The sequence below is a fragment of the Pelagibacterium sp. H642 genome (assembly GCF_031202855.1).
Taxonomy (GTDB): Bacteria; Pseudomonadota; Alphaproteobacteria; order Rhizobiales; family Devosiaceae; genus Pelagibacterium.
The window spans coordinates 308,583-333,729 of sequence record NZ_CP101830.1; the positions used below are offsets into that span (position 1 = coordinate 308,583).

General features: G+C 60.7%; 16 protein-coding genes. 3 read left to right on the forward strand and 13 right to left on the reverse strand.

Annotation, left to right across the window (positions count from 1 at the left end):
- Positions 1-54 precede the first annotated feature (54 nt).
- Positions 55-351 carry a hypothetical protein gene (locus tag NO934_RS19665; protein WP_309163876.1) on the forward strand — a complete coding sequence of 99 codons (297 nt, stop codon included), beginning with the start codon at positions 55-57 and terminating at the stop codon, positions 349-351.
- A gap of 132 nt (positions 352-483) precedes the next feature.
- Here the strand turns inward: NO934_RS19665 and NO934_RS19670 are convergent, their stop codons facing one another.
- The 3 genes from NO934_RS19670 to NO934_RS19680 all read right to left on the reverse strand — a co-directional run bounded on the left by NO934_RS19670 (position 484) and on the right by NO934_RS19680 (position 2,306).
- A complete protein-coding gene (locus tag NO934_RS19670) occupies positions 484-912 on the reverse strand; it encodes a thermonuclease family protein (protein ID WP_309163877.1) in 429 nt (142 codons plus the stop codon).
- Between the two features lie 687 nt (positions 913-1,599).
- Positions 1,600-1,935, reverse strand: a complete 336-nt coding sequence (locus NO934_RS19675) for a transcriptional regulator (protein ID WP_309163878.1) — start codon at positions 1,933-1,935, stop codon at positions 1,600-1,602.
- Positions 1,932-2,306, reverse strand: coding sequence for a type II toxin-antitoxin system RelE/ParE family toxin (locus NO934_RS19680; protein ID WP_309163880.1), 375 nt, complete (start codon positions 2,304-2,306; stop codon positions 1,932-1,934). The genes NO934_RS19675 and NO934_RS19680 overlap by 4 nt, the downstream gene beginning before the upstream one ends.
- A 636-nt stretch (positions 2,307-2,942) precedes the next feature.
- On the opposite strand from NO934_RS19680, the gene NO934_RS19685 reads away from it, so the two are divergent.
- Both NO934_RS19685 and NO934_RS19690 read left to right on the forward strand, forming a co-directional pair.
- Positions 2,943-3,233: a DUF1778 domain-containing protein gene (locus tag NO934_RS19685; protein WP_309163881.1), complete on the forward strand. Its 291-nt coding sequence runs from the start codon at positions 2,943-2,945 to the stop codon at positions 3,231-3,233.
- A gap of 102 nt (positions 3,234-3,335) precedes the next feature.
- Positions 3,336-3,716 carry a GNAT family N-acetyltransferase gene (locus NO934_RS19690; RefSeq protein WP_309163883.1) on the forward strand — a complete coding sequence of 127 codons (381 nt, stop codon included), beginning with the start codon at positions 3,336-3,338 and terminating at the stop codon, positions 3,714-3,716.
- 297 nt (positions 3,717-4,013) lie between these two features.
- Here the strand turns inward: NO934_RS19690 and NO934_RS19695 are convergent, their stop codons facing one another.
- The 10 genes from NO934_RS19695 to NO934_RS19740 all read right to left on the reverse strand — a co-directional run bounded on the left by NO934_RS19695 (position 4,014) and on the right by NO934_RS19740 (position 25,001).
- The gene (locus NO934_RS19695; protein WP_309163884.1) at positions 4,014-4,883 is read right to left on the reverse strand and encodes a carbon-nitrogen hydrolase family protein; all 870 of its coding nucleotides are present in this window, start codon (positions 4,881-4,883) and stop codon (positions 4,014-4,016) included.
- Complete coding sequence (locus tag NO934_RS19700; protein ID WP_309163886.1) at positions 4,880-5,536, reverse strand: RraA family protein; 657 nt, start codon at positions 5,534-5,536, stop codon at positions 4,880-4,882. Before NO934_RS19700 ends, NO934_RS19695 begins: the two co-directional genes overlap by 4 nt.
- 19 nt (positions 5,537-5,555) lie before the next feature.
- A complete protein-coding gene (locus tag NO934_RS19705) occupies positions 5,556-6,422 on the reverse strand; it encodes a TauD/TfdA family dioxygenase (protein ID WP_309163887.1) in 867 nt (288 codons plus the stop codon).
- A 110-nt stretch (positions 6,423-6,532) separates the two neighbouring features.
- Entirely contained in the window at positions 6,533-7,615 is a 1,083-nt protein-coding gene (locus NO934_RS19710; protein WP_309163889.1) for an ABC transporter ATP-binding protein, read from the reverse strand.
- Positions 7,612-8,415: an ABC transporter permease gene (locus NO934_RS19715; protein ID WP_309163890.1), complete on the reverse strand. Its 804-nt coding sequence runs from the start codon at positions 8,413-8,415 to the stop codon at positions 7,612-7,614. The genes NO934_RS19710 and NO934_RS19715 overlap by 4 nt, the downstream gene beginning before the upstream one ends.
- 13 nt (positions 8,416-8,428) lie before the next feature.
- Positions 8,429-9,310: an ABC transporter permease gene (locus NO934_RS19720; RefSeq protein ID WP_309163891.1), complete on the reverse strand. Its 882-nt coding sequence runs from the start codon at positions 9,308-9,310 to the stop codon at positions 8,429-8,431.
- A 6-nt stretch (positions 9,311-9,316) separates the two neighbouring features.
- Positions 9,317-10,357, reverse strand: coding sequence for an ABC transporter substrate-binding protein (locus NO934_RS19725; RefSeq protein ID WP_309163893.1), 1,041 nt, complete (start codon positions 10,355-10,357; stop codon positions 9,317-9,319).
- Between the two features lie 132 nt (positions 10,358-10,489).
- Positions 10,490-10,732: a hypothetical protein gene (locus NO934_RS19730; RefSeq protein ID WP_309163894.1), complete on the reverse strand. Its 243-nt coding sequence runs from the start codon at positions 10,730-10,732 to the stop codon at positions 10,490-10,492.
- A gap of 497 nt (positions 10,733-11,229) precedes the next feature.
- A complete protein-coding gene (locus NO934_RS19735; RefSeq protein WP_309163896.1) occupies positions 11,230-14,937 on the reverse strand; it encodes a TonB-dependent receptor in 3,708 nt (1,235 codons plus the stop codon).
- Positions 14,934-25,001 (reverse strand): DUF6923 family protein, encoded by a 10,068-nt coding sequence (locus NO934_RS19740; RefSeq protein WP_309163897.1) that lies wholly within the window; start codon positions 24,999-25,001, stop codon positions 14,934-14,936. The genes NO934_RS19735 and NO934_RS19740 overlap by 4 nt, the downstream gene beginning before the upstream one ends.
- Between the last annotated feature and the right edge of the window lie 146 nt (positions 25,002-25,147).

The window sequence follows — 25,147 nt, forward strand, 5'->3', positions numbered from 1 at the left end:
CGATGCGGCTTGAGGCACTTTAACATGGCCGGGTCATTGCCCGGCAAAGGAACTATGACAAATATAGAAATGAACGCCCGCGCGGCCCTTTATCTGGGCAGCGACTGGCACAGTGCAAAACAAGAGGGGGCTCGAGAATTCCCTACAGCGGCCAAGGCAGTCCGCTTCGCAATGGAAGAGGCGGCGCCTGTCAGCCTAAAGGGCGCCCGCATGATCGTTGGCGAGCGATGGTTCGCCGGCAACGCTATCGCGGATCTATACCGCAGCTCCGAATATCCGTTTGAGCGCAAAGTCACACGGAAATATCGACCCTCCAGGACAGCGCGGCGGTTGCACAAGCTCAATAGCTAATAACCGCGCCCGATGCCCCACACTTGCCGCAATTGTTCACGACACCGTGACACACCCATTGCGGCGGACACTCCCGCTAAGGGTGAACCGGTCTGCCTTTGAGCCCCCAACCTCGGCAGACCGGTTTTCGCATCAGTCGGCGCACCACCACTCCTCACCATCTGGCCACCATCGCGCCAAGCGCTCTTCTACAAGCCATTCGCCGACATCACGACCGCCAATCCTGATGGTGGCCAATGTTCGCCCGTTGCGGTCCATACCGACACGCTCGATGGTCCACTCGTTGTCGTTGAGCAGTTCGCGCAGCCTCGCGCTCGCCTGGGTGGCCAGGGCCTTCTCCTGGTCACCACCGCAGATATTTGTTTGCGGCTCTGGCGTGTCGAAGCCCTCGAGGCGAATGTTCTCGCCATTGAGCCAAAGCGTGTCGCCGTCAACGATACAGGTTTTGTCCGGCGTGTTGCGCTGGTTCGGCGTGCACACATCGAGGATAGGTTGCGCCTGGGCTGGCAAGATGCTGATCCAACCCAGGGCCAAGCCAACAATCATCGCATTCCGTACCATAGGCGCTCCAGCAGATAATCCATGACTGCTGCGATGATCCGCAGCAACAGCTTCCATTCTTTGAGGTGCATAACCGCTCTCCATCGAAGGTCAATGGAGGCAGGATAGCCGAGGCGGGAAGGTGGGGGATAAGTTCGATCGGCGCCGAACAGACCCAGATCCATGTGAACTACGGGGAGATTACCTGCCCCTATCTTCACGATGGATTGTAAGGCTGTCTTTTTCGGCAAAGGAGGAGGCATTCGCACGATCGATCACCCATTCGCACAAGCCTCTGAGCCCGAGCGGTTGCAGCGTTGGATCACGACCCCGGCCTGAGCCGTGCATCGAGCGGCTAGTCCCGGCTATTAGGTCGCGATTAAGCGGTGAAAAAAGGTCCGACCGAAGCCGAGCCTCTCCCCCAAACCACCAGCCCCCGTGCTAAAGCGGGGGGGCAGGGTTCTCTTAGTAGTGGAAGTTCAGACCGACGCGAGCGATGTGAGCTTCGGCGTGGACGTCAACGCCATCGAAGTCAACGGCTAGAACGAGTGAGCCGCTCATCGGGGAGCTGGAGCGGACGCGATGAGCGGCTATAGGGTGCTAGCAACCAGGGAGATCCCGCGAGACGGTTGCCTCGATTCACATCTGACAGAGGGCAAAAGAAAGCCCCGCCGGAGCGGGGTTGGTATATGCTTCGTACTTGGTAGCTCACATGGCGAGCCGCGCGGGTTCCTCTGCTGCGAACTCGGCGTTGAGTTGACGGAGTGCCTCCACCATTTCAACCGGCTTGGAATTGATCAGCAGCAGGTAAGCGCGGAGCGCCTGTACGGGCCGGGAGCGCCCCTGTTCCCACTGCTTCAATTGGTCAAAACCAAAGCCGAACGTGGACGCGAAGTCCTTCTGCGACAAACCGGTGCGCGCGCGAATAGCCTTAACATCGATCTCGGCAGGCACATGAAGCTTATAGGGTTCGGCCTCGCCACGGGCGACGGCCAAAGCCTCATTTAACCCCTCCGCGATCTGATCGAATACCTGTTTGCTCATGCTCTGTCTCCTGCTGCCAGCGCCATAACCCGCTGCGCATATTCTTCTACTATTAGCCCGGAAAGCTTTTTCAATCCGTTTCGTTCCGCCTTAGACAGGCTGACTTTCTGGCTTTTCCCGAAAACAGTGATCAGGAAAACCGGAAGACCATCCCCCGTGTACAGGGTGATAGTCCTGACGCCGCCGCTCTTACCTTTATTGTTCCCTCGAATGGCGAAACGAACTTTTCGGCACCCCCCAGTGCCTTCCATTTCGTCGCCCGCGTCCGGATTGGCGGCGAGATAGTCAATCAGTTCGGCAACGTCTTCGTTGGACATGCCACAAGCCTTGGCGGCTTTTCTAAACGAGTCGAGTTCGCAGACCGTTTGCATGGGTCCATATGTGCGTAGATTACGCACCTTGTCAACGGTCAGTTGCGCACAGCCGCGTGATCCTTCCCGCTTACCATGTTGTTGGCTGCAAATTCACGACCCGCCCCCGCGGGCCCCCATGGTGTTTGCCGTCTGCGTAGTCAAATCGCCAGCATAGTTTGGGCAATGTTGCCGGTTATGTTGGTATGCCGAATTAAATGCCCGCGGCTCAGCCTCCATTTATCGCAGCGCCACCCACCAATGCGCGGCAACGCCGCGCCACAGCCTTTCTGGCTCCTAGGTTGGCTCGAAAACTATGTCTCGGATACTGGGAATTTGATCAAGCAGTGCGCCATCGATCACGCCCGATTCTGCGAAGGGTGAGTTCTGGCGTGCGGGTCAAATCCCGTCTTTCCGAGTTTCGTCCAGACGCCTGTGTTCAGCGTCCTCGCACTTGAGCTATGGGCCAGCGTCATGTTGCTGCAAAACGAGCGTGGTCTTGGCTTGAAAAACGGCACGCTCGGCGCCATCGAACAGGTGAGCATACAGAGCATGCCGCCTACACGGCACGAGCCGGATGGAAGGACACATTATGCCGCAAACGGATTGTCTTGACGTTGTCTGGCGATTGGCAAGATACGTTGAGGAGATAACGCCATGACCACACGCATCACCCGCACCGAAAAGCTCGATCTTCGCCTGACGGCGGAGGCCAAGCGTACCCTTGCCGCCGCCGCGCAGGCACAACGCCGCTCGTTGAGCGAGTTTGTGCTTGAAAGCGCGCTTGGCCGCGCCGAGGAAGCCCTTGCCGACCGGCGCGTTTTCCAGCTTCCGCCAAAGAAATGGGGAACCTTTGTTGCCGCGCTGGACGCCCCGCCGCGTGATCTGCCGTGCCTGCGCAAGCTGCTGAATGAGCCGAGCGTCTTTTCGGACGATAATCGTTCGTGATGGGCTTTTGCATCGAGAAGCTGCATCGCCGCCATGAAGTCGAGAGCTTCAACTGCGGCGAGGAAGCCCTAAATCGATTTCTGGTCCGCTTTGCCGAACCAGATGGCGAACGCCTCGCAGGCCTATATCGCCCTTTCGGACGACGCCATCGTCGGTTTCTATACTCTCGTTGTCGGCGAAGTTCGCTACGATGAGGCCCCCGAGCGGCTGACCACGGGACTAGCCCGGCATCCCGTGCCGGTGATGCTGCTGGCCCGGCTCGGCGTCAGCGAGGCGTGGCAGGGCAAGAGGATCGGCGCGGGGTTGTTACGCGATGCCGTTCTGCGGACGCTGCAAGTGGCCGACATTGCCGGTGTCCGCGCGCTCGTGATTCACGCCAAGAACGACGCAGCACGGACGTTCTATGAGCGGTTCGACTTCCAGCCGTCCCCCACCGATCCGCTGCATCTGTTCGCACTCATCAAGGATTTGAGGAACCTCTAGACAGGAAGGAGGCCGCCGCCATGACACGTGCAGCCCTTTGCGCCCGCTATTGCTGGCGAAAATCGCGGTGAGTTCACGCCAAGCCAGCGGCGAGTTGCTCGGCATCCTCGACTTCGTTGACGCAGAACCTAGGCAACGACCGGGGGACGTTAGGACAAAAGTAAAGCCAGCCCGCGCTTTGCGGCAACTCAGATGCGGCAGAAGCCTGCTCGCTTGGCCAAGATGGCAAAACTGGTGCCATGAGAGGGATTCTGGCCGGATCGGTGCTTGCTTCGATCCCTGCGCTCGAGTTTATGTCTATATGTCTTGGTGTACAGGGCCATCAGCTCGGCAGGTGCCGCACCGGGCAAGCGGCTTACGGTGAGCCTGCATGGGGATGAGCGCGCGAACCTTTTGAACGCGTTCGGGGTCTAGTTCGGCCACAACGATGGCCTCCCCGTCATTGGCCCGGGCGATGATCTGTCCCCACGGGTCACAGACGAGGGTATCGCCAAAGCACTCCCGCGTTTCACCACCGGCCGCTCGATAGGGCCCCCATTGTCCGCAGGCCAGAAAATAGGATTGGAACTCGATGGCCCGCGATCGGCACAACACCTCCCAATGGTCGCGCCCGGTTTCCACGGTGAACGCCGCTGGCAGGACCAGGACATCGGCCCCTAGATGCGCCAATTGCCAGAAGAGGTTGGAAAATCTCAAATCGTAGCAGATGACGCAGCCGATCCTGAACCCCATGTAGTCATAGACGAACACCCCCGAGCCGGGGGCGACTGTCTCGGACTCCCCATAACTTCGCCCTGCCGGGGTTGTGATGTCGAACAGATGGAGCTTGCGGTAGCGACCAACTTCGCCGCCCGTTTCGTTGAAAACGACTGTGGTGTTATAGATTTTCCCGCTGTCAGGAATTTTTTCGAGAATGCTGCCCGCATGGATCCACACACGGTGCTCGGCCGCAAAGCGCGAGAGCATTGTATAGGCTTGCCCGCCGGGCACGCTGTCTGCAGCCTCAAGTTTTTGCGCAGGGGTTCCCCCCGACCAATCGAAGTGTTCGGGTAAAACAATGAGGTCAGGGCGGTGCGCAGCCACGGCGTCTGACATGAGTTCAAGCGCCCGGCGTAAATTGTGCACCCGATCGGGCTGAGAGTTCATCTGAATCAGGGCGACCTTCATTTGCCGTTCTCCGCATCAAAGTCAAAGATGGATTTTCCCGCTTCAAGGTGGGGCCGGAGCGTGATCGAACGACGCTGCCGGGTGAGCGCTTGATGGGCCAGCCGATGCATGCGGACCGGATCGGCGAGAAAGATCCCGCTTGAATCGGCCAGCACGCAATAGCCTGGGAGCACCGCCGCGCCGCCGCAGGCAACAGGCTCATTGATGGCGCCACCGATCGAAATGTGCCGCGAGGTTGTCCTTGCCGATACGCCGCGGCACCAGACGGGGAGACCATTTTCGATGATCTCGTCGGGATCGGTGCACGGACCATCAACGATGATGGCGGCGGCCCCTTTGGCCTTTGCCGCCGCCGTCACGCCGCCGCCGACGCAGGCCAGTCCATCCCCATCGACCCTGGCGACCACAAGGATATCGCCAGGCTCCAGGCGATCGATCGCCATATAGATGACCTTGCCATCCCGCCCCGGAGCGGCAACAGTGACCGCCCTGCCGACGGCACGGGCCGGGAACACCGGTCGAATGTCGTTGGCGAGAAACCCCCAATGTTCGACATGGCCGATGGTGGCGGTCTCAACCTGCCCGAGAAGGTCAACCAGGTCAGGCTCGAGCGGGGCGGGGTGGTTGGCGATGTGGTAGTGGTCCTGCGTCATGGGATCGTTGCGCCTGCGATCAAACCGGCCGCTCACCGGCGGTCGTGGTGCGGTGCATGATGCGGATCGAATTGGGATCAAAGGAATCGCGGCGGTGCATGGTGCAGCGGTTGTCCCACATCATGATGTCGCCAGCGTCCCACTTTTGAACAAAGACTTCGTGGGTGCCGGTTGTGTGCTTCCAAAGCTGGGCGAGCAGGTCATCGCTTTCATCGAGCGGCATCCCAACGATCCAGGCGCCTTCCGAGGTTCCACCCAGATAGAGCGCCTTGCGCCCGGTCTCCCCGTGCGTTCGCACGAGCGGATGCACAATGCCCTGCCATTCGCGGAAGTCTTCGGATTTGGGTTCGGCCTTGCCCAGGCGGAGCTTGCCGGTCTTGTCGTAGACGTTTTGAAAAAAGATCTGCCGTCCGGTGACACTCTCGCGCAGGTGGCCGGGTAGGGTATCATAGGCGCGGTAGGTAGAGAGGAAATAGGTGTCGCCTCCCGAGGCTGGCACTTGGACGGCGCGTAGGATCGCGCCGGCCGGCGGCCGCTCGTAAAACCATGTGTCGGTATGCCAGGTGGCTTCGCTGTTGCCCATCGCCCCGCTCGGCTTGCCACCCTTCATGGCGTTGGAGATCACCAAAATCTCCGGATGGGTCGGATGGCCGCCCTCCTGGAGCTGTTTGGGATGAATGACGAATTCGCCGAAATGCCGCGAAAAATCGACTTGCTGGGCATCACTGATATTGGCGTCGCGAAAGCGGATCACCCCGTGCTGAAGCCACAGCTGGCGGACAATGGCGATGTCGTCCGATGAATAAGAATTAAAATCAAACCCCTCGATATCAGCGCAGACATTGCTTTCGTGCTGAACCGACTTGATCCTGTTTTTGGTGAGCATATTGGTTCTCCTTGGCTCGGCCGACTGTTGCGGCCAATAAGAGGGTACGGCGATGGGCGCGGGTCGATCCAATATCAATGCAAAGAGATTGATAGTGGGAACCAATCAATTCATGCGGCCAACAAGTGAATGGCCTTGGGATCGACGGTAAGTTCGATATGCTCATTGACCGAGAGCTGGGATGCCCGCGCTGCGCTGATCAAGGCTTTGAAAATGGTGCCGCTTGGGTGGCGTCCCCACACTTCCAAATAGGCTCCCAGATTGACGATCTTGACGATGGTGACAGCAAGGACATTGGTCGGCGGACCGTCGAACTGATTGGTATCGGACCATCTAAGAGCTTCGGGTCGGATACAGCAGAACGCGACATCTCTTTGCTCGACCGGTTCAGCGACGGTGAGATCGAGGCCCGTGTCCAAGATCCTGATCCGGCATCGACTGGCATCGCCGGAAAGCGGGGTCACGCCAAAGATGTTGGATTTGCCGATGAAGTCGGCGACATAGGTTGTCTTGGGTGAGCGGTAGATCTCTCCGGGGGATCCCATCTGGGCGATGACACCATTGTGCATGACGACCACCCGGTCCGACATGGCCATGGCCTCCTCTTGATCGTGGGTGACGTAAACAAAGGTGATCCCCAGATCCTGTTGGACTTCCTTGAGTTCGATCCGCATGGCCTCGCGCAGCTTGAGGTCGAGGTTTGAGAGCGGTTCGTCCAAGAGCAGGAGCGATGGGCGCGGCGCGATGGCTCGGGCTAAAGCGGTGCGCTGCTGCTGGCCGCCGGAAAGCTCCTTAGGGTAGCGATCTTCCAGGCCTTCAAGATGCACGCTCTGGAGCGCTTTTTTCACTTGGGCATCAATTTCGGCTCGAGGCTTGCGCTGCATTTTGAGACCAAAGCCGACATTTTCGGCGACGGTCATGTGCGGGAAAAGCGCATAATTTTGAAACACCAGGCCGATCTGACGGCGTTCGGGTGGAACCCCGGTTTGATCCTTGCCCCGGATGCGGATTTGCCCGCTTGTGGGGTCGGTGAACCCGGCGATCATGTTAAGGGTCGTGGTCTTGCCGCATCCGGACGGTCCCAGAATGGAAACGAATTCGCCATGCGGGATGGCAAGATCGATGTCTTTGACGACTTGGCTGGCCCCATATCTTTTGCTCAGCCCGATCAGTTCGATGTCGCTAATGTTCATTTGCTGCCACCATGGATTTGAGCGGAGAACCCGCCAACTTTTTCAAAGATGAAGATCACGCCCAGAACGAAGATAAGGGACGCCACATTGACCGCGGCGAGCACTGGGTCGAGGCTGTATTCGAGATAGTTGATGACGGTGATCGGAAGGGTGGTTTCGCCCGGGCGCACCAGAAAGACCGATAGGGGGATGTTGTTGAACGAGATGATGAAGGCAAAGGTCATCCCCGAGAACAGCCCCGGCTTGATGATCGGCAAGAGCAGGTAGCGCACGCGCTGGGCCTTGCTCGCACCAAGGCTTTGCCCCGCTCGGTCCAGGTTTTTGTCGAAATTGAACATGGCGGTTGCGATCATGCGCACTGCAAAAGGCAGGGTGAGAATGATGTGGGCGGCAATCAATCCTGGCGTGCCCAGCCAGTGATAGAGCCCTGCCGAAGAGAGAAACAGCACGACCGCAACGCCTTTGACGATTTGGGGTACGGCCAGTGGCGAGAGCAGGAACGACATGATCGCGGCATGGCCGGGGCATTTTTCATAGGCCACGACATAGGCGCCCAGCAGGCCAAGGATTCCGCTGGCAATCGAAACGATGACCGCCAATTGGGCGCTGAGGACGAACGGGTCGATCCAGCGCTGAGCCATCAACTCGCCATACCACCGTATGGTCCAATCCCATGGAATGAGCGTAACAACCGATGTGGGGCTGAGCGAGGCGGCGACCACCACCACCAGGGGAAGGGTGATAAAGGCCAGGATCAGGGTCAAGGAGACCCAGAACAGGCCGGAGACAATCTGGTTCATCGCAACCTTCCTGCTAGACGTGGAGCTTTTTGTGCAGCCGCGCTTCGAGCCGCGATCCGGCAAAGGCGATGGCCAGCATCATGACGAGCAGCACGTTGGCCATGACTGCGGCAAACGACCAGTCGATATAGAAAAGCACCTGTTCGTAGATCATGGTGGCCAGGACCTTGAACCCGGCTCCACCCAGGATCGCTGGTGTCGCATAGGCGCTGGCTGACATGGTAAAGGCGAGCAGGATCGAACTGACGATACCCGGGACAGTTAGCGGCACAACGATGTGGCGCAGCACAGAGACGCGGGAAGCCCCCAGGATCTGAGCCGACTTTTCAAGGTTGGGGTCGACCCCTTGCAGGCTCGTCAGAAGCGAAAGAATGCCAAAGGGTAAAATGACGTGGGTGAGCCCGACCACCACGCCGAACATATTCTTGGCCAGCGGCAGGGGTTCGGCGACCACACCAAGCCAGATCAGGGCGTTGTTGATGAATCCCTGATCCTCAAGGATGATCAGCCAGCCATAGGTCCGCAACACCACACCGGCCAGCTCGGGTGCGATGGCGAGCGCAAACACCACCGGACGCCATCGCGAGCGTGAGCGTGCCAAATAGTACGCCACAGGATAGGCCATGAGCGTCACGCAAATGGCAACAAGCCCGGACATGGCAACGGTGCGAGCGAGACCGGCGAGGGTGAAGGGGTCGCCGAAAAATCGCCCATAGCTGGCCAGTGTAAAGGCGGTCGAGCCCTGTTGCTGGAAACTGAGCCCCACCATCATCCCCATGGGAATGGCAAAGAACACCAAGAGCACGAGCGAGGGCGGAAACAGCGGCAGATATTGGCGCAGAGGGGCCGGGCCAAAGAGCCGGCCTCCCCCTGCTTTAAGAGCAATCGATGACATCAGGGATCACCGCGCCGCCGGCACCACTTCGCGCTCCCAACGCATACCCCATTCGGGCAGGTTGGCAGCGAGCGAACTCAGGTCGGGAAGGTAGAGGCCCTCAAGATCGGCCTGGGTTGTGATCTTGCGTTCACGTGCGGCCTCGGACACTTCGATATCGGTCCTGGCGCTCCCGACCTTGTAGCCCTCGACCCAGCGCTCCTGGCTGGTCTTTTCGAGAAAGAAATTGACGAACTCGAGCGCCAGTTCCTTGTTCTGGGCCCCTACCGGAACGTTGAGCGTAGCGATAAGCGGTACTGATCCTTCTTGGGGCAGCACGTAGTCGACGGGAGCACCGGAATCGACCAGGAGCTGGGCGCGTCCATCCCAGAATGGCATGGCGCTCACCCGGCCGTCACGAATGTAACTTTCAAGAATGGCTGAGGATTGTTCGAACCCGATCGTTTGGCCGGCAAGACGGGTCATCGCGTCGAAACCGGGATCGATATTTGTGTCGAGATCCCCACCATGGATCACCGACATCAGCTGGGTGAGATAGGCTGCCATCACATTGTTGAAGGTGGGCAGGATGATCTTGCCGTCCAGCCGCTCGTCGTAGAGGTCCATCCATGAATCCGGAGCGGTCTCGAACACATCGGTTCGATAGAGGAGGGAAAGGTACTGCAATTCGTGCACCGCACCGCACTCTCCGGCCACTGCACTGATCGCAGGGTTGAGGTGAGCAAGGTTTGGTACAGTCTCGGTTGAAAGCGGCTCGAGCAGGCCGTCGCGGCATCCATCAAGCGATTGCGAGGCTGTCATAACAACGACATCAAACCCCGGTTGGCCGTTGGTCGCCTTGATCTTGGCATAGTCCTGAGAAGACGACCCGACGGCGTCATAGACGACCGAGACGCCGAATTCTTCCTCAAATGGGGTGATGATGGTGTCGCGGATGATTTGCTCGTAGGGACCGCCATAGGAATTGACGATCAATTGCTGCGCCTGTGCCGAGCTCATGGCGCATGACAGCACCGCCAAGGGCAGTGCCAGGTGAAGTCTTTTCATGATGTTCCCCTCTGTTGAAATCAGGAGCGAAGGCTGGCGGGGAACGAAGCCAATTTCCAATATTATTCGACGCATATTTATAATACGGACGAATAAATTGCTTTATGTTCCCACCGAGGACCTTACGCAGCCTCAGTCAATTGCCGACGTGCTGTCGGCACGAAGTCGTTTGAAAGTTTCCAGCCACAGGCGATACCGGGCGTCGTCGCCCTCCTGACGCGCTGCGATGGCGCACCAGGCCGCGATCGTCTGAGCGCGTTCACCAAATATCTGGGCGATTGCCGCGGCGGCGACTGGGGCCGTTAGCTCAAGGCTGCAAAAATCGATTGCTCCACCTGGGGTGGGCGGGCTGAACCAGGGTTCTGTCTCGGACATATCGACTCTCCGTGCGAGAGCCCGGCGCCGAAGGTGGCCGGACGGCTCACACGGCAGGCAAGGGACCTGCTTCGTCCGGAAGCACAATTGACACGCGTCTGAGACAGCGCTGCAAATTAAGCAAAGTTGCGCAATAAAGCTAAGTCTCAGATTTGAGGGGGCTGGCCTGTCTAACACGCATATAGCAAGCCTTTCTATAACTCATCATAGGCCAATTTTGTGAGCGATAGATGCAAATTCTATAACTCATGGATACTCGGATGGCGCCGTTCAGCCCGCGGCGCTAAATGGCAGCGTTCACCCTATTCTGATGTCAGTGCCCAGTATTGACGCGCCTGCGCGGGGGCCTGGAGTTCCACATTCATCCCGCAAATGCCCATCAGACATTGACCTGAAAGTCTGTTCTTTCCTGAGTGACCGCAGCCACCCAAAGCCCTATTCGGAAACGGAGTAGGAGGAAGCACCCGGGCTAGCACCGTTTCCCAAGCTGCTGTTGTCTAGAATTTGCCAACCAGGTTTAGGAAGACGCCGCGGTCATTGAGGGTAAGGTCGCGCAGATCGTCCGAGAAGGATCCGAAGTTGTAGCCAAGGCCGATTTTGAAGTTGTCTCCCAGATGGTGGTAGACGGCGGCCAAGGCCCCATAATCGGTGGTTTCGGCCTCAGGCATGTGCATCACCCGCCCCTCGAGGAGAAGGTCCCAGTTCTTGACCACATGGACGTCGGCCCGCAGCACACCCAGATGGGCCGACGACTGGTGCCAGTCATCGACAAAGCCGGTGTCATCGGTGGCCCGGTTGAGCACTTCGCCGTAGCGGAAGCCATATTTGCCCCCGACCGTGAGCCAGGGCATGAGGTCGTAGTTGACGTCCAGTGACAGGATATGGCTGCGCTGGGCCGGAGCGAGGCTGTCGCCCGTCACCCCGCTGATCAACTGGTTGCCGCCTGGCCGGTCATAAAGCCAGGTGTAGCGGAACAGCGCGTTGAGCCGGTCATGCTCGACGGGACGGTAGGCATAGCCAATCGAGGCTTCGGCATATTCGGTGTCGGTGAACGCGGAGTTGTCCGAGGTCGAATCCGAGAAGACCCCATCGAAGTCGGCCAGAAGCCGCCAATCGTCACTGGTCTGCCACGAAAGGCCCGTGGCAAAAAGATAAGTGTTCTGGTTGCGCGTGCCGTCCGAGGATTCTTCGATCCGAACCTCCCCGCGCGCATGGGCGGCGATGCCCTCGGGCTCGTCCACATAGCTGATCGCCAGCGAAGGGGCGTACCGATTGAAGTCGGCCCGCTCAAGACCGGTGACCGGATCGGTGGTGCTGTCCTCGACCCGCCCGGCCACAAGACCCAGATCAACGGTCCAGAGCGAATCCGGGGTCAGCAGCACGCCATAGGTCTGGGTCAGCGAGCGCTTGTTGCCGTACATATCGTAGCTGTTTTCGGCATAGGTCGAGGCGATCTCATCGAGCCTGCGCTTGAGCCCGAACACCACGGTGCCCCCGTCGTCTCCGATCAGATCGAAGGTTTCGCCAATGTCGAAGGCCCGCGCCGGATCAAGCCGGTAGCCCATATAATAATGCTCATCGGCATTGGGGTCGTAAGTGGCGCCCAAAAGCGCGCCCAGCCCGTGCGTGCCGTACGATATTTCACCGGTAAGCCCGACCGTATCGGTCAGTTGCACCTGGGCGCCCACACCGGCCCGGTCGTTGCGATCGATATCGCCCGAGGTGGCAAGCGTGGTCTGACCAAAGGCATGAAGGATGGTGTCTTCGGACAAGTGATGTTCGATGCGCACACCAGCATCGAGCCGGGACCCGTCATAGCCCGACCGGCCCGATGCAATGGCCCGGGGGGACATGAGTTCGGTGTAGCTCAGCCCAGCCGAGACGTTCCAATAAGGGTCAAGCTGGAAGGCAAGGCTTAAATCGCCATTGCGCTTGATCTGGCCTTCACCATCCTCGTAGTCGTCATAGCCTGCCACCAGTTCGACGCCGTTTTCAAAGGCGATGTCGGCATCAAGACCCCACAGCCACTGATCGGTGTGGATCTGCTGGGTGAGGGTGGAAAACCCTTCTTGCTTGTTCTCGTAGTAAGCTCCAACCGTCCCCTGGGTACCGGTCACCCCAAGATCGGCCAGATCGATCTGGCCGGCCAGCCGCCAGGCAATCGCGGATCTGCTGGCGATCCCTGCAGTCCCATCCTCGCCCCAGGAAAGACCACCGTCCACCGAGTGCGAGAGGCCAAAGCCGGGTCCCTCCGAGCGGGCGATTTCAGCCTCAAGGAACGAGGTTTGCGAATAGCGCAGCGCAATATCGGCGCCAATTCCTGTCTGATCGGCCGGCCCGGTGGTTTCGCTCATCCCCGTCGCCCCGATCCGAAGATGATCGCCAAACCAGTGCTGGAGCCGTCCCCCATAGGCATAGCCATCAAGGTCATCGGCCGCAGGCACGAACTCGTATTGGGCGACAAGAAAGACCTTGTTGCCACCGATCGCCCCATCGCGCACCGGTCCACTGGTCCCGGTCATCCACGCCAGCGGGCTTTTGAGAATGACCACGCCCTGAAGATAGTCGATGCTGTAATCGACCCCATACTGAAGCACCCGGCGCTGCACCACGCGCCCCGAGACCGCATCGCGCACCTCGACGGTGAGCGTTTCTGAACCAACCGAGACGTCCTGGCGGCGCAGAAAATAGGCCGATCCGCCCGTACCCTGGAACTCCTCGCGCTGGGGCAGCGTATCGGGAAGCGCAGCATAGACCGTGGCCTGGGTGCGCCGTTCTCCAAAGCTTGTCGTCTCCTCGGAGCGATAGACGGCGTTGGCCCCATAGAGCGTGCGGTCCGAGCGCAAGAACTCGGTGCCCTCGATGGCCGTCTGATAATTGCCCCACATCACATGACTGTCACCGCGCTCGAGACGCAGATAGAACCGCCCGTCGGTGGGGGCATCCTCGACAATGGTGGAGTCGTCGCCATAGACCGGGTAGTATTCGCTCGGATCAAGGCCACGCAGCAGGTCGCGCGCATTGCGTTCACCCATGCGATCAAAAAGGTGCCCCAGACCTTCCTCGCCGGTGTCGGCGGCAGCGGTCAGGAGATATTCTCCCCGGATCTTGCCCTTGAGATAGAACGCCAGCCGACCGGTGGACCAGACCTCATCATATTCGCCCGGACGCACCGCTTCGATCATATCGTCGCCCGTGCGCGCCCCCACCGTAAGATCGGCGAGCGCCACATAGAACCAATCGTCATAAGGGATGTTGATCTCGCGGGTGAACTGGAGGGCGCTTTTGCCCCCCTCGCCAACAAGGGCAACGTCCACCGAGTGATCGCCCGGGGGCAGGATGCGTTGGGTCACAAAAGCCCGCTCCGCATCAACGGCAATGGTTTCGCCCAGAGCCTGGACGGCATATCCCGCCGGAACGCTGTGGCCATAGACAGTGACCGCTCCGCCATAAACCGAGATATTGCGGACCCCTGTGCGATCCTCATCAAGCTCGGAGGTCTCCAGCCGGCCCGAGGCGTCGAGCCCAGCGCGTCGCTCAACAAGCGGGGCGGGCAAGGTTTCATCGTAGGCGCCCCGGCCATCATAGACACGGAGCACATAGCCAAAACGTTCCGCCTCGGCAGGAACCGTCCATTGCGCACGCCCATTGATGGCAACCGGAACGATGGCGACCGGTGCCGCGCTGGGCCCGGCCTCACGGTCATGGATGCGGATTTCGGCACGGGCGATAAAGCCCGGATAGTTGGCATAGGTGGCAAAACTGATCGTATCGCCTTCCTGGCCGCCGCCCTGGCGCGGTTCGGTCACCACATTGAGCACCGGCTCGGCATCGAGCCCGTCGAACTTGACCCCGATATCGACAGCGCTCAGGCCCAGATCGGTCCGCCGCTGCGCATCGACCGGGCGATCGAGCACGGTGCTTTCCTCGACCGTATCGCCATCGACGCTGATCATGAAGGGAATGGAACCCGCATCGGCCAAAGATTCGGCCTCGGTGTTCTCCCCGATCGGCAGGGTCCCCACCTGACTGGCGTACTGGGCCTGGCCAATCACCTGGGCAGGGCAGTCGCCGGTAGGGCAGGGATTGGTTTGCGCCAGCGCAGGGACGGCCAGCAGCACGCCAGTGGTCAGCGCACTGCCCGATAGCAACCCCCATGAGGGCAAACCGAGCCGACTGGGGATCTTTGCACGACTGGAGGTCATTGGCCCGTCTCCACACGCATTTCGATTTCAAGCCGGTATTGACCCGATGTCGCTCGCCACCTCTCGGCAATAAGCGCTTGCAGGCTCTCGAGGCGATCCTGGGCAAGATCGGGATCTGCGCCCGCCTCGATATAGGTGAGGCGAAGCACCGACTGCTCCTGGGCCAGGAAGCCGATCAAATCGTCGATGCCTCCCTCCCATTCCGGCCGCAGGTCGACGAGGCCAGGCTCGAAAGCCCCATCCTGGAGGTCGAGACGCACGACCCGGCCGATCGATGCGCCGAAGTTGAGCTCGGTCATCTTGCCGGCGGTCAGCCGCACAACGCGCGGATTTTCCGTCGTCAGCCGATAGCCGGTGGGCAGGGTGCGGATGTCGAGCTTGAGGATGAAGTTCGAGCCGATCCGCTGGTCGGGCAGCGCCGCACAGGGCACGCTGAACCGGCCATGGGCGTCGGTGGTGATCAATTCGCCATTGACCGTGGCCAGCCGCACGCCCGGCAGGCCCGGCTCGCCCTCGTCCTGATAGCCGTTGCGGTTGCGGTCATCGAACACGCGCCCGATGATTTCGCTGCAATCGAACACCGGCTCAGCGACAATCTCGACAGTGGCCGTTGCCTCGGGGGCAAGCTGGCGGCCCGTCGAGTCAGTCACTCCGGCACGATTGACGTGTTCGCCCGGTCCGGCCGAACTGAGCGCCAGGGTGCGCAACCGGATCTCGATTTCCCCATTGGCCGGAACCTCGACATTTTCGAAGATGACCTGGCGCCCTTGGACCGTTGGGGTAACCGCAACGTTTCCGATCATTGCCGAGCCCTCCACAAAGCGGAAGCCCGAGGGCAAGGTATCGGTGACGGTCATGCCCCGAGCCGGGGTACTGGCAGCATTGGTGACCCGGATTGTGTAGGCCGCCTGCTCGCCACGCCGGATCACCCGGATATCGGCGATCTTGATCACGGTGATTTCGCTCGGGGCAGCCGGAAGCGCCACGGCGACCGTGCTTTCTGCCGATTCCACCGGCAGACCGGTGATCCGGGTGCCAAAGGCATAGCCGGTTGCCGTCGCGGTGTTTTCAACCCCGTCCTCGACCCCGGCACCATTGTCGATATCGATCTGGGTCAGCGGATAGGTCGCGGTAAAGACCTGCTCCTCGCCCGGCTCGATGGTTGCACCCACCGGATCGAATGCCGACAGGACCTCTTGGGCCGGCTCGTCGTTGAAGGTCGGGCCCCCATCCACCGGCGCCACATCGGCCAGCGGAACGTTGCCGGTGTTGGTGACGGTAAAGGTATAGCGAATGGTTTCGCCCGGATCGGCGACACCGTTGCCATTGGCGTCCTCGAAGGCACCAGCCTTTTCGAGCTCGAGCTCGGGCGCGGGAGCATCAAGGACAACGCACTGGTCGGGCACGTCCTCGCAACTGGGCTCGGGCTTGCGGCCATCATAGGCGATGTTGCGCAGCTCGGTGACGCCCGGATCGAGCGGGTCGTCCACCACCACCTGATAGAGAACCTCCACACTGCCGCCGGCAGGAACGATGATCTCGTTCCAGATCAGCGGATCGCCGATCGTATCGGGCTCCCGATCACTGCCATCAACTGTTGCCGATCCCGCCACATAGGTGGTGTGGTCGTCGATGTTGTCGGCCAGATCGTAAGCGGCCGCCCCGGCGCCCTCATTGGTGAGCGTGACCCGGTAGGTGAGCGTCTCGCCCGGCTCGGCCACATCATCGACAATCCCGCTCTCGTCAGTGAGGGCCTTTAAGGGCACCACGCTGCCGGGAACCGGCACGATCACGCATCCGCCTGGCGTCGGTGTGGTTTCACAATCGGGTGGTGGCGTGCCCCTGCGATAAGCAATATTGCCGATCTGGGTCACCCCCGCCGGGATCGGATCAACCACCGTCACCTGGTAGACAATTTCCGCCGTGCCGCCAGCGGGAACCAGAATGTCGGCCCATTCGAGAGGATCGCCCGCCACATCGGGCTCGCGCGCCACCCCGTCAACGCTGGCCGAACCCGCCACATAGGACGTGTTGGCGTCGATATCGTCGACAAGGTCATAAAGCGCCGCAGCCGATCCGCTGTTGGTCAGGGTCACCGTGTAAGTGAGCGTCTCACCGGGCTCGGCCACCTCCGTGACAATCCCGCTCTCAGCCGTCAGCGCCTTGGAAGGCACCGCCGATCCCAAGGCCGGGGTCGTCACGCACGCATCGGGATAAACCGAACAGTCATCGGTGGCCGCATTGCGGATTTCGCTCACCCCATCGGGGATCGGATCGGCGACCACGACCTGGTAAACAACCTCCACTGTGCCGCCCGCCGGCACGACAAGGTCGTCCCAGTTCAGCGGATCGGTGCCAACCGGTTCGCGCGCCACCCCGTCAACCCGGGCCGACCCCGCCACATAGGCGGTGTTGTCGTCGATGTTGTCGACAAGGTCGTAAAGCGCTGCCGTCCCACTGGCATTGGTCAAGGTCACCGTGTAGGTCAGCGTCTCGCCCGGCTCGGCCACGTCCGCCACCAACCCGTCCTCACCCGTCAGGGCCTTGGAGGGCACCGCAGCCCCCGGCGTCGGGGTCGTCACGCACGCATCAGGATAGGTCGCACAGTCATCGGTGGCCGCATTGTGGATCTCGGTCACCCCATCGGGGATCGGATCGGCAACAATCACCTGATAGACAACCGCAACAGTTCCGCCAGCCGGCACGACGATGTCGTCCCAATTGAGCGGATCAGTCCCAACCGGTTCGCGCGCCACCCCGCCAACCTGCGCCGACCCCGCCACATAGCTGGTGTTGTCGTCGATGTTATCGACAAGGTCGTAAAGCGCTGCCGACCCACTGGCATTGGTCAGGGTCACCGTATAGGTCAGCGTCTCGCCCGGCTCAGCCACGTCATCGACAAGCCCGCTCTCATCCGTCAGGGCCTTGGAAGGCACCGCAGCCCCAGGGGTAGGGGTCGTCACGCACGCATCGGGATAGGTCGCGCAATCGTCGGTCGCCGCGTTGCGGATTGCGGTCACCCCATCGGGGATCGGGTCAGCGACCGTCACCTCGTAGACAACATCGATAGCGCCACCCGCAGGCACCAGGATCGCATCCCAGATCAGCGGGTCAGCGCCAGAGGGCTCGGTCGCCACCCCATCGACGCTCGCCGATCCCGCCACATAGCTGGTGTTGTCGTCGATGTTATCGACAAGCTCATAGAGCGTCGCTCCAGCCCCGCCATTGCTCAGCGTCACCGTATAGGTCAGCGTCTCACCGGGTTCGGCCACCCCATCGATCGCCCCGCTCTCGGCCGTCAGATCCTTGGAAGGGGTGATGGGGCCAGGGGTAGGGGTCGTCACGCACGCATCGGGATTGGCCGCGCAATTATCGGTCGCCGCGTTGCGGATTTCGGTCACTCCATCGGGGATCGGGTCAGCAACCGCCACCTGGTAAACAACATCGATGCTGCCGCCCGCAGGCACCAGGATCGCGTCCCAGGTCAGCGGATCGGTGCCAGAGGGCTCGTTTGCCACCCCATCGACCCTCGCCGTCCCCGTCACATAGCTGGTGTTGTCGTCGATATCGTCGACAAGGTCATAAAGGTTTGCACCGGCCCCGCCATTGGTCAGCGTCACCGTATAGGTCAGCGTCTCACCGGGCTCGGCCACCCCATCGATCGCTCCGCTCTCGGCCGTCAGATCCTTGGTGGGCGTAATAGCGCCCGGCGTCGGGGTCGTCACACAGGCCTGCGGATAGGCCGCGCAATCCTCGGTCGCCGCATTGCGGATCTGGGTAACCGAAGGGTCAAGCGGGTCGGCGACAGTCACCTCATACTCGATGATAACCGTGGCGCCGATGCCGATGGTGACACCCTGCCAGATGAGCGGATCACCCACCACGTCAGGTTCGCGCGGCGCGCCATTGATCGTCGACGAGTTCGCCACATAGCTGGTGTTGTCGTCGAGGTTGTCGAACGGATCGTAGGTGACCTCGAAGGGCTCACGATTTTCGATGGCCAGCCTATAGGTGAGCGTCTCACCGGGCTCGGCCACATCCTCGATATCCCCATCCTCAGCAAACAGCGTCTTGTTGATGTCGACCAGCGGATAGACGTCGCGGTCTCGGGCGGTGTTGTTGGAAAGATCGGTGTCGAATGTAGCCGGCGGGGCTGTCACTGTCGCGGGATTGATGATCTCGCCGGTCGTATCGGCAGCGATCGGCAGGGACAGCGTGAAGGTCACTGACGAGCCCGACGGCAGATCCACCGGAACATCGACAATCGCACCCGAACCGCTCGGAGTACTGCACGACGCCCCGCCAGTGGCGGCGCTGCATGACCAGGTCGCGCTCGAATAGCCGCTCGGCAGCGGGTCGTTGACCAGCGCGCCCACAACATCGGCCGGGCCGTTATTGCTGACCACGATCGTGTAGTCGAGGTTAGCGCCCGGCACATAGGTGTCGCTGCCATTGGTCTTGGTGATCGCCAGATCGGCCTGCTCGGCCGTCGGCACCGTCACGCACGCCCCCGGATTGGCCCCGCAATCCTCGGTCGCCGCGTTCCTGATCTCGGTAACAGATGAGTCGAGCGGGTCAGCAACGAGCACATCATAGATGACCTCAATAGTGCCGTTGGCCGGAACAATGATGTCGTCCCAGGTGATGGGATCGCTGCCCACAGGCTCGCGGGCAATGCCATCAACCGTGGCCGAGCCAGCAACATAGGTCGTGTTGTCATCAATGTTGTCCACCAGGTCATAGACGGCCTGGGTGGCATCGCTGTTGGTCAGCGTCACCGTAAAGGTCAGCGTCTCGCCCGGCTCGGCAAGGCCGTCGATGGTTCCGCTTTCCCCGGTCAAAGCCTTGGACGGGATTGCCGTCCCCGATGCCGGGGTCGTCACACACGCCCCCGGATTGACCGCACAATCCTCGGTGGCCGCATTGCGGATCTCGGTCACGGCCGGATCGAGCGGATCGTCGACAAGGACGTCGTAGACCACAGTGACCGAGCTGCCCGCCGGCACGATGGTCCCGCTCCAGCTCAACGGATCGGTCCCGCTGGGTTCAGCAGCACCGGCCGTTCCCCGCGTCGATCCCGCCACATAGCTGGTGTTGTCATCGATGTTGTCGACAAGGTCATAGACCGCCGGGCTCTCGCCATCATTGGTCAGCGTCAGCGTATAGGTCAGCGTTTCGCCAGGCTCGGCCACATCCGCAATCACCCCGCTTTCGCCCGTCAAAGCCTTTTCGGGCACAAAGTCGTCATTGGTGATCGTGCAGATGGCGTTCTGACCATTGGCCAGCGTCAACTCATTGTCGGCAAGCGGCGTGGCTGTACCGCCATCAACCGCGCAGCTGTAAAGGCTGGGTGCATAGCCGGACAGATTATCCTCGCTAAGCGCATAGGTGCCCGCCGGAACCGAGGCATTGGTCACCGCCGAAGCGCCCATCGGGCCTTCGATCACCTCGGTCAGTGGCGCCTGACCACTGGCCCGGAGCACAAAGTCCGCAACGCTGGCCGCACCGCCATCATCGTTGATAACCTGCTTGCGCAGCGTCAGCTTGGGCTGGCAAATCGCCTCGGTGTTGATCTGCGCCATAAAGGCCTGGGCCCCGGGGCCGGACTTGATGTGCACAATGATCTCATTGAGACCTGTCCGCCAGGCGCCACTCAGCGAGCCATCGGCTCCGCCCGCCGCATTGAAGCCAGCATAAAAATAGGGATCTGAAGCTCCGTAGTTCGAGCGGACCCCCTGGGCCACCCCGTTCACCCAGACCTCGTAAACAGCGTTGTCCGAGTAAAATGTCATATCCAGATCAAGGCTCGTCGGATCGACGGCCGAGTCCAGGTTGAACTGGTAGCGATAGAAAATGTCGTAGTTGACTGCAGTTGGATGTGTCGCGGTCGAGCTGTTCGATATCCAGTTCGCATTGCCAAACGGCGAGGTCATGTACACCGCGGGCGGATTGCTCACCACCGACGCACCGCCCCAGGTCAGGCCCGACGGCGGCGGACCGCTCACCGGGGTCGGCGTCAGAGCAACCTGCCAGTAATTGTCAAAGCCGCTCGTCTTCATCCCGCCAGCGCCGTCAAACGCGGTGTTAAAGTATGAGCCCGACGTCGAACACGACATCGTCTCTGGAGATTGCGGCTCATAGGGCGGGGTCGGTGTCCTCACCGAGCAATCCGTACAATCCTCCGGCACATCACCGCCGCTGATGCGGTTGGTGATCTCGGTAATCCCAAGCGGAATGGGGGCGGCAACCGTCAGGTCGATCGTAACCACAACCTCCCCGCCCACCGGCACCTCGGGCACCGTCAAAAGCACAGTCGAAGCCCCGGCCACCGGGTCGGTGAACCCATCAGCCCCCACAACACGCGTCATCGTCGCGCCGTTGGGAATGTTCTCGATGAACTCGAAATCGCTGAACGCGGCCCCGCTCTCATGGGTGATCGTCACCTCATAGGTCAGGACCTCCCCGGGCTCGGCAACATCGTTGACAGTGATGCTCTCGCCAACCAGCTCCTTGGCAACACTCACAACCGGCTCACCAGGCACATTGGTGAACCGGCACTGGATGTCAGATTGCGGCCGCACATTGGCCGCAGGAATGGAAATCGCTGGCGATGAAAACGCCCCGATAACCGTCGGATTGCCCGTCACACCCGCGTTCTGATCAGTACAGATCGCAGACTCGGCGTCCCATCCTGCCGGAACAACCTCGCTCAGGATAAGCTCACGGCCCGGAACTGCATTATAGGCCGGTGAGGAAACCGAAGTCCCCGCCGTCGTCGTGGTCAGCGTCGTACTCGGCACCACAGCACCATCTGCCTCAACGACATTGGTCATGTCGATCTGGAAGCTGCCCGTGCCATCCTCGCTCACCTTCGAAACCGTCAAACACGACGGGCGCACATAGAGTGCGTTGGAAACATGATCGCCGGAAACAATATTGCTGGTCGTGAGCGTAATAGAGGTGAGGGTGTCAGTAGAGTTTCCTCGCAACGCACCTGCTTGCCTAAGTTCTCCCGAGGGATCGTAGCTCAGCACACCCGTCGAGGGGTTCCAGAGCATCTGGCCCCATGCGTCGGACCTCCAGCCTGGCACGAGAGAGAAGTCGGCCGCATTTGCCGAGCCTCCCGCGACGCCAATGGTGATTCTGGGCGGCGTGGTTCTATACACATCCGCGCCGACATCACCGATGGCAAACTCGATCCAGTTCGCCGGGATAGGCTGCGCGAAAGTCCAGGTAAAAGTGTAATTCCCGCCGTAGGTTGACCATGGACTGTCGGGATTCCATCCATTGGGAGCGCCGGACTTCGTTACCGTTCCGGTGACGGGCATGGGTGCAGTGCTGAACGTCGTATTGCCCAGAATGCGCACGGGCGAGCACATGCCGGAAGTGGGCGGGGGCAATTCGCTGTCGGTATCGCTCGCCGTGTTGTTGCTCATGTCGGCGTCCGGCGAACCAGCCGGCGGGGTCACCGTCGCGGTGTTGGTGAAATTGCCGGTTTGGCTAGCGGGCACGCCGAGGCTGAGTTCATAGGTGACGGAGCTGCCAGCTGGCAAGCTGGCCGTCGTGTCGATCCCGCCCGTGCCGCTCGGCGCACCGCAGATCGCACCACCGGTCTCGCTGCCGCAGGTCCAGTTGGCCGTGGTGACGCCCGCAGGAAGTGAATCCTGCACCCGCGCGCCTGAAACACCAAACGGCCCGTTGTTGCTCACAACAATGCTGTAGGTGGTGTCCAGGCCCGGCGTGTAAGTGGTGACGCCATTGTCTTTCTCGATCTCGAGATCGACAGGGAATTCCATCGGCGACATAGCGCATTTGGCGCCGTCATTGTTGCTAGAACCCGGCAGATCCGAGATCAGCGTCGCCGCGCCAGTGGTCAGATCGAACTGATAGAAACCGCCAGCATTCAAGCCCCCGAAAAGGCCGTTGCTGGCACCGAATAGCGCACCGAACCCGCTGGTCGCCAACCCCGTCGGCCCCACGGAGGTAACCTGACCGTTCGCGGGATCGATCGCATAGAGCGTGAGGGTGAAGTTCTGATTGTCGACCGCATAGAGCAGTCCATTGTGCCATGCCAAATCGGCAACTGAGAGCGTCTGGCTCAAAGGAATGGCAGCGGCCGTTTTCGTCGCCAGGTCGATTCTGTACAGTCCGTTATAGACAGCGTTCGTGCGAACGTAGAAGCTGCCGTCCGGTGCGATCTCAGCCGCATTGTATTCTTGACCGACAACCTGAGGCAGGTTCGTTACCGTGCCCAGATCCGCCACGCTGCCATCACTACCGATGCGCAGAAGATTGTTCGAGGCGGATATCGCATACAGGTAGTTGTCGCTCGGATTATAGGCGACGGCATTGTAGGTGTACGACGAAGTCGATCCAACCGGCTGAACGGTGATGGGGTTGGACGACGTCTGAAATTGGTAGAGCCCCGTGGGCCGGTTTTGCGCCAAAAACATGCGCGAGTCGCACATGCCGAAGCTGGGTTGCGGCGGCGACAACGAATTCGTGTCGGCTGCCGTATTGTTGCTCTCGTCTGCCTCAGTGACTCCCGTAGGTGCGGTCACGACCGCCGTGTTGGTCAAGGTAACGCCGGGATAATCGGCCGGCACTGTCATTTCGAGCGCAAAGGTAACCGAGGAGCCAGCAGGCAGATCGGCGGTCGCGTTGATTGGGCCGGTGCCGTTCGCCACGCCGCACACGCCGCCCCCCGTCGCACTGCCGCACGTCCAGCTAGCAGTGGTAATACCAGCGGGTAGCGGATCGCTGATTTGGGCGCCCGTCGCATCCGAGGGGCCGCTGTTACTGGCGACGATAGTATAGGTGAGATCGGAACCACGCGTGAACGTCGCCGCGCCATCGTCTTTGGTGATTGCCAGGTCAACCGGCGCGGGCACTGTCAACGTCGTGCTGCCCCCCGGGATTAAGTTACCAACATTCGTCGACATGTTGCTGGCATCGTTGGTGTATTCACCGTCGGCCGTTGCAGTAACAGCCACGCTGATCGTGCAAGTGGTTCCAGGCGCGACGCTGATGTTTGAGGCGCGGATAGACGTGTTACCCACCGTAAGGGTCCCACCCGAGCCGTCAGTTACGGTCGGTGCGCCGCAGCTTCCATTGTTGGTCGTGATGGCTGAGGCCACCGTCACGCCGGTCGGCAGGTTGTCGGTGAAATCGAGCGGCGTGAGCGTAACCGAAGCGGATTGGTTCGGATTGGTGATCGAGAAGATGAGTTGGCTCGTCTGCCCCGCATTGATCGAGGCCGGGCTGAACTGTTTGGTCAGCGACGCAGTGGGGAAGGAGACGGACCAAGCAAAGCCATCATTAAAGCCGGTAGGTGTCCCGGTCGGAGGCGTTGCGTTATTGTTCAGCGACAGCGACTGAATGAGGCCCGAGGCCGCCGTCAGCCGAAGGGACCCGCAGGCGCCGTTGGTGGTGTCGGTCCCGGTGTTATTGTTGCAGCCGTTCTGCGTTGCCGGTTGCAGCGTGTTGTTCAGCGTCGTGCCACTGACATCCATCAAATTGTTCTTGACGACGGTCTGCAGGCCAATCGCGGCGCCCGTAGTGCTCGTGCCTGAGATCGCCATACGCGATGCATCGAGATTGTAGACGTGAAAGATTGGCGCGATCACCGGCTTGCTGAAAACGAAGCTCGAGGTATAGCCGTTGCCGCCCTCCAGACAGTTGTTGGCTACCAGTCCGCGAGCAGGAAAGTCTGGCTCAATGAAGGTGGTGACGTTCGAAAAGCTGTTGAGGTTCGATGCCGTCCCGGCTCCGCCCATTAGCGCGCAGCCGGCCGCCGACGGTGTACTGACCCGCGAGGTTATGGTCTGGATTGCCGATACGCCCGGATTACCGTAGGGGCTGTTTGTCCAAGCGAACGTGCGGGTGGAGCCAATGTCGCTGCCGGTACCGGTGATCGTCGATGGCCACGCATGTGCCGGTGCATCCGCACCCAAGGCGCCACCTGTAAAGAGTGCGGAAAGAACCGCCAGAGAAGCGGCCACCGTCACTCGGAATTTGCGGGAAAAGCAGCGCGTCGCCGCTGGCAGAATAGCCGGCTTGTCCATAGTGGCCCCTATATGTCAGCCATCCGCTGACGAGGGCCGTCGCATTGTGCTACGCGCCGCCGAAAACATGTCGCCTGAATCTTAAAATCCCGGCGTGCTGCAACACATGCTCAGCGAAGCTGCCCCCGGACACCGGATCTGCTCCA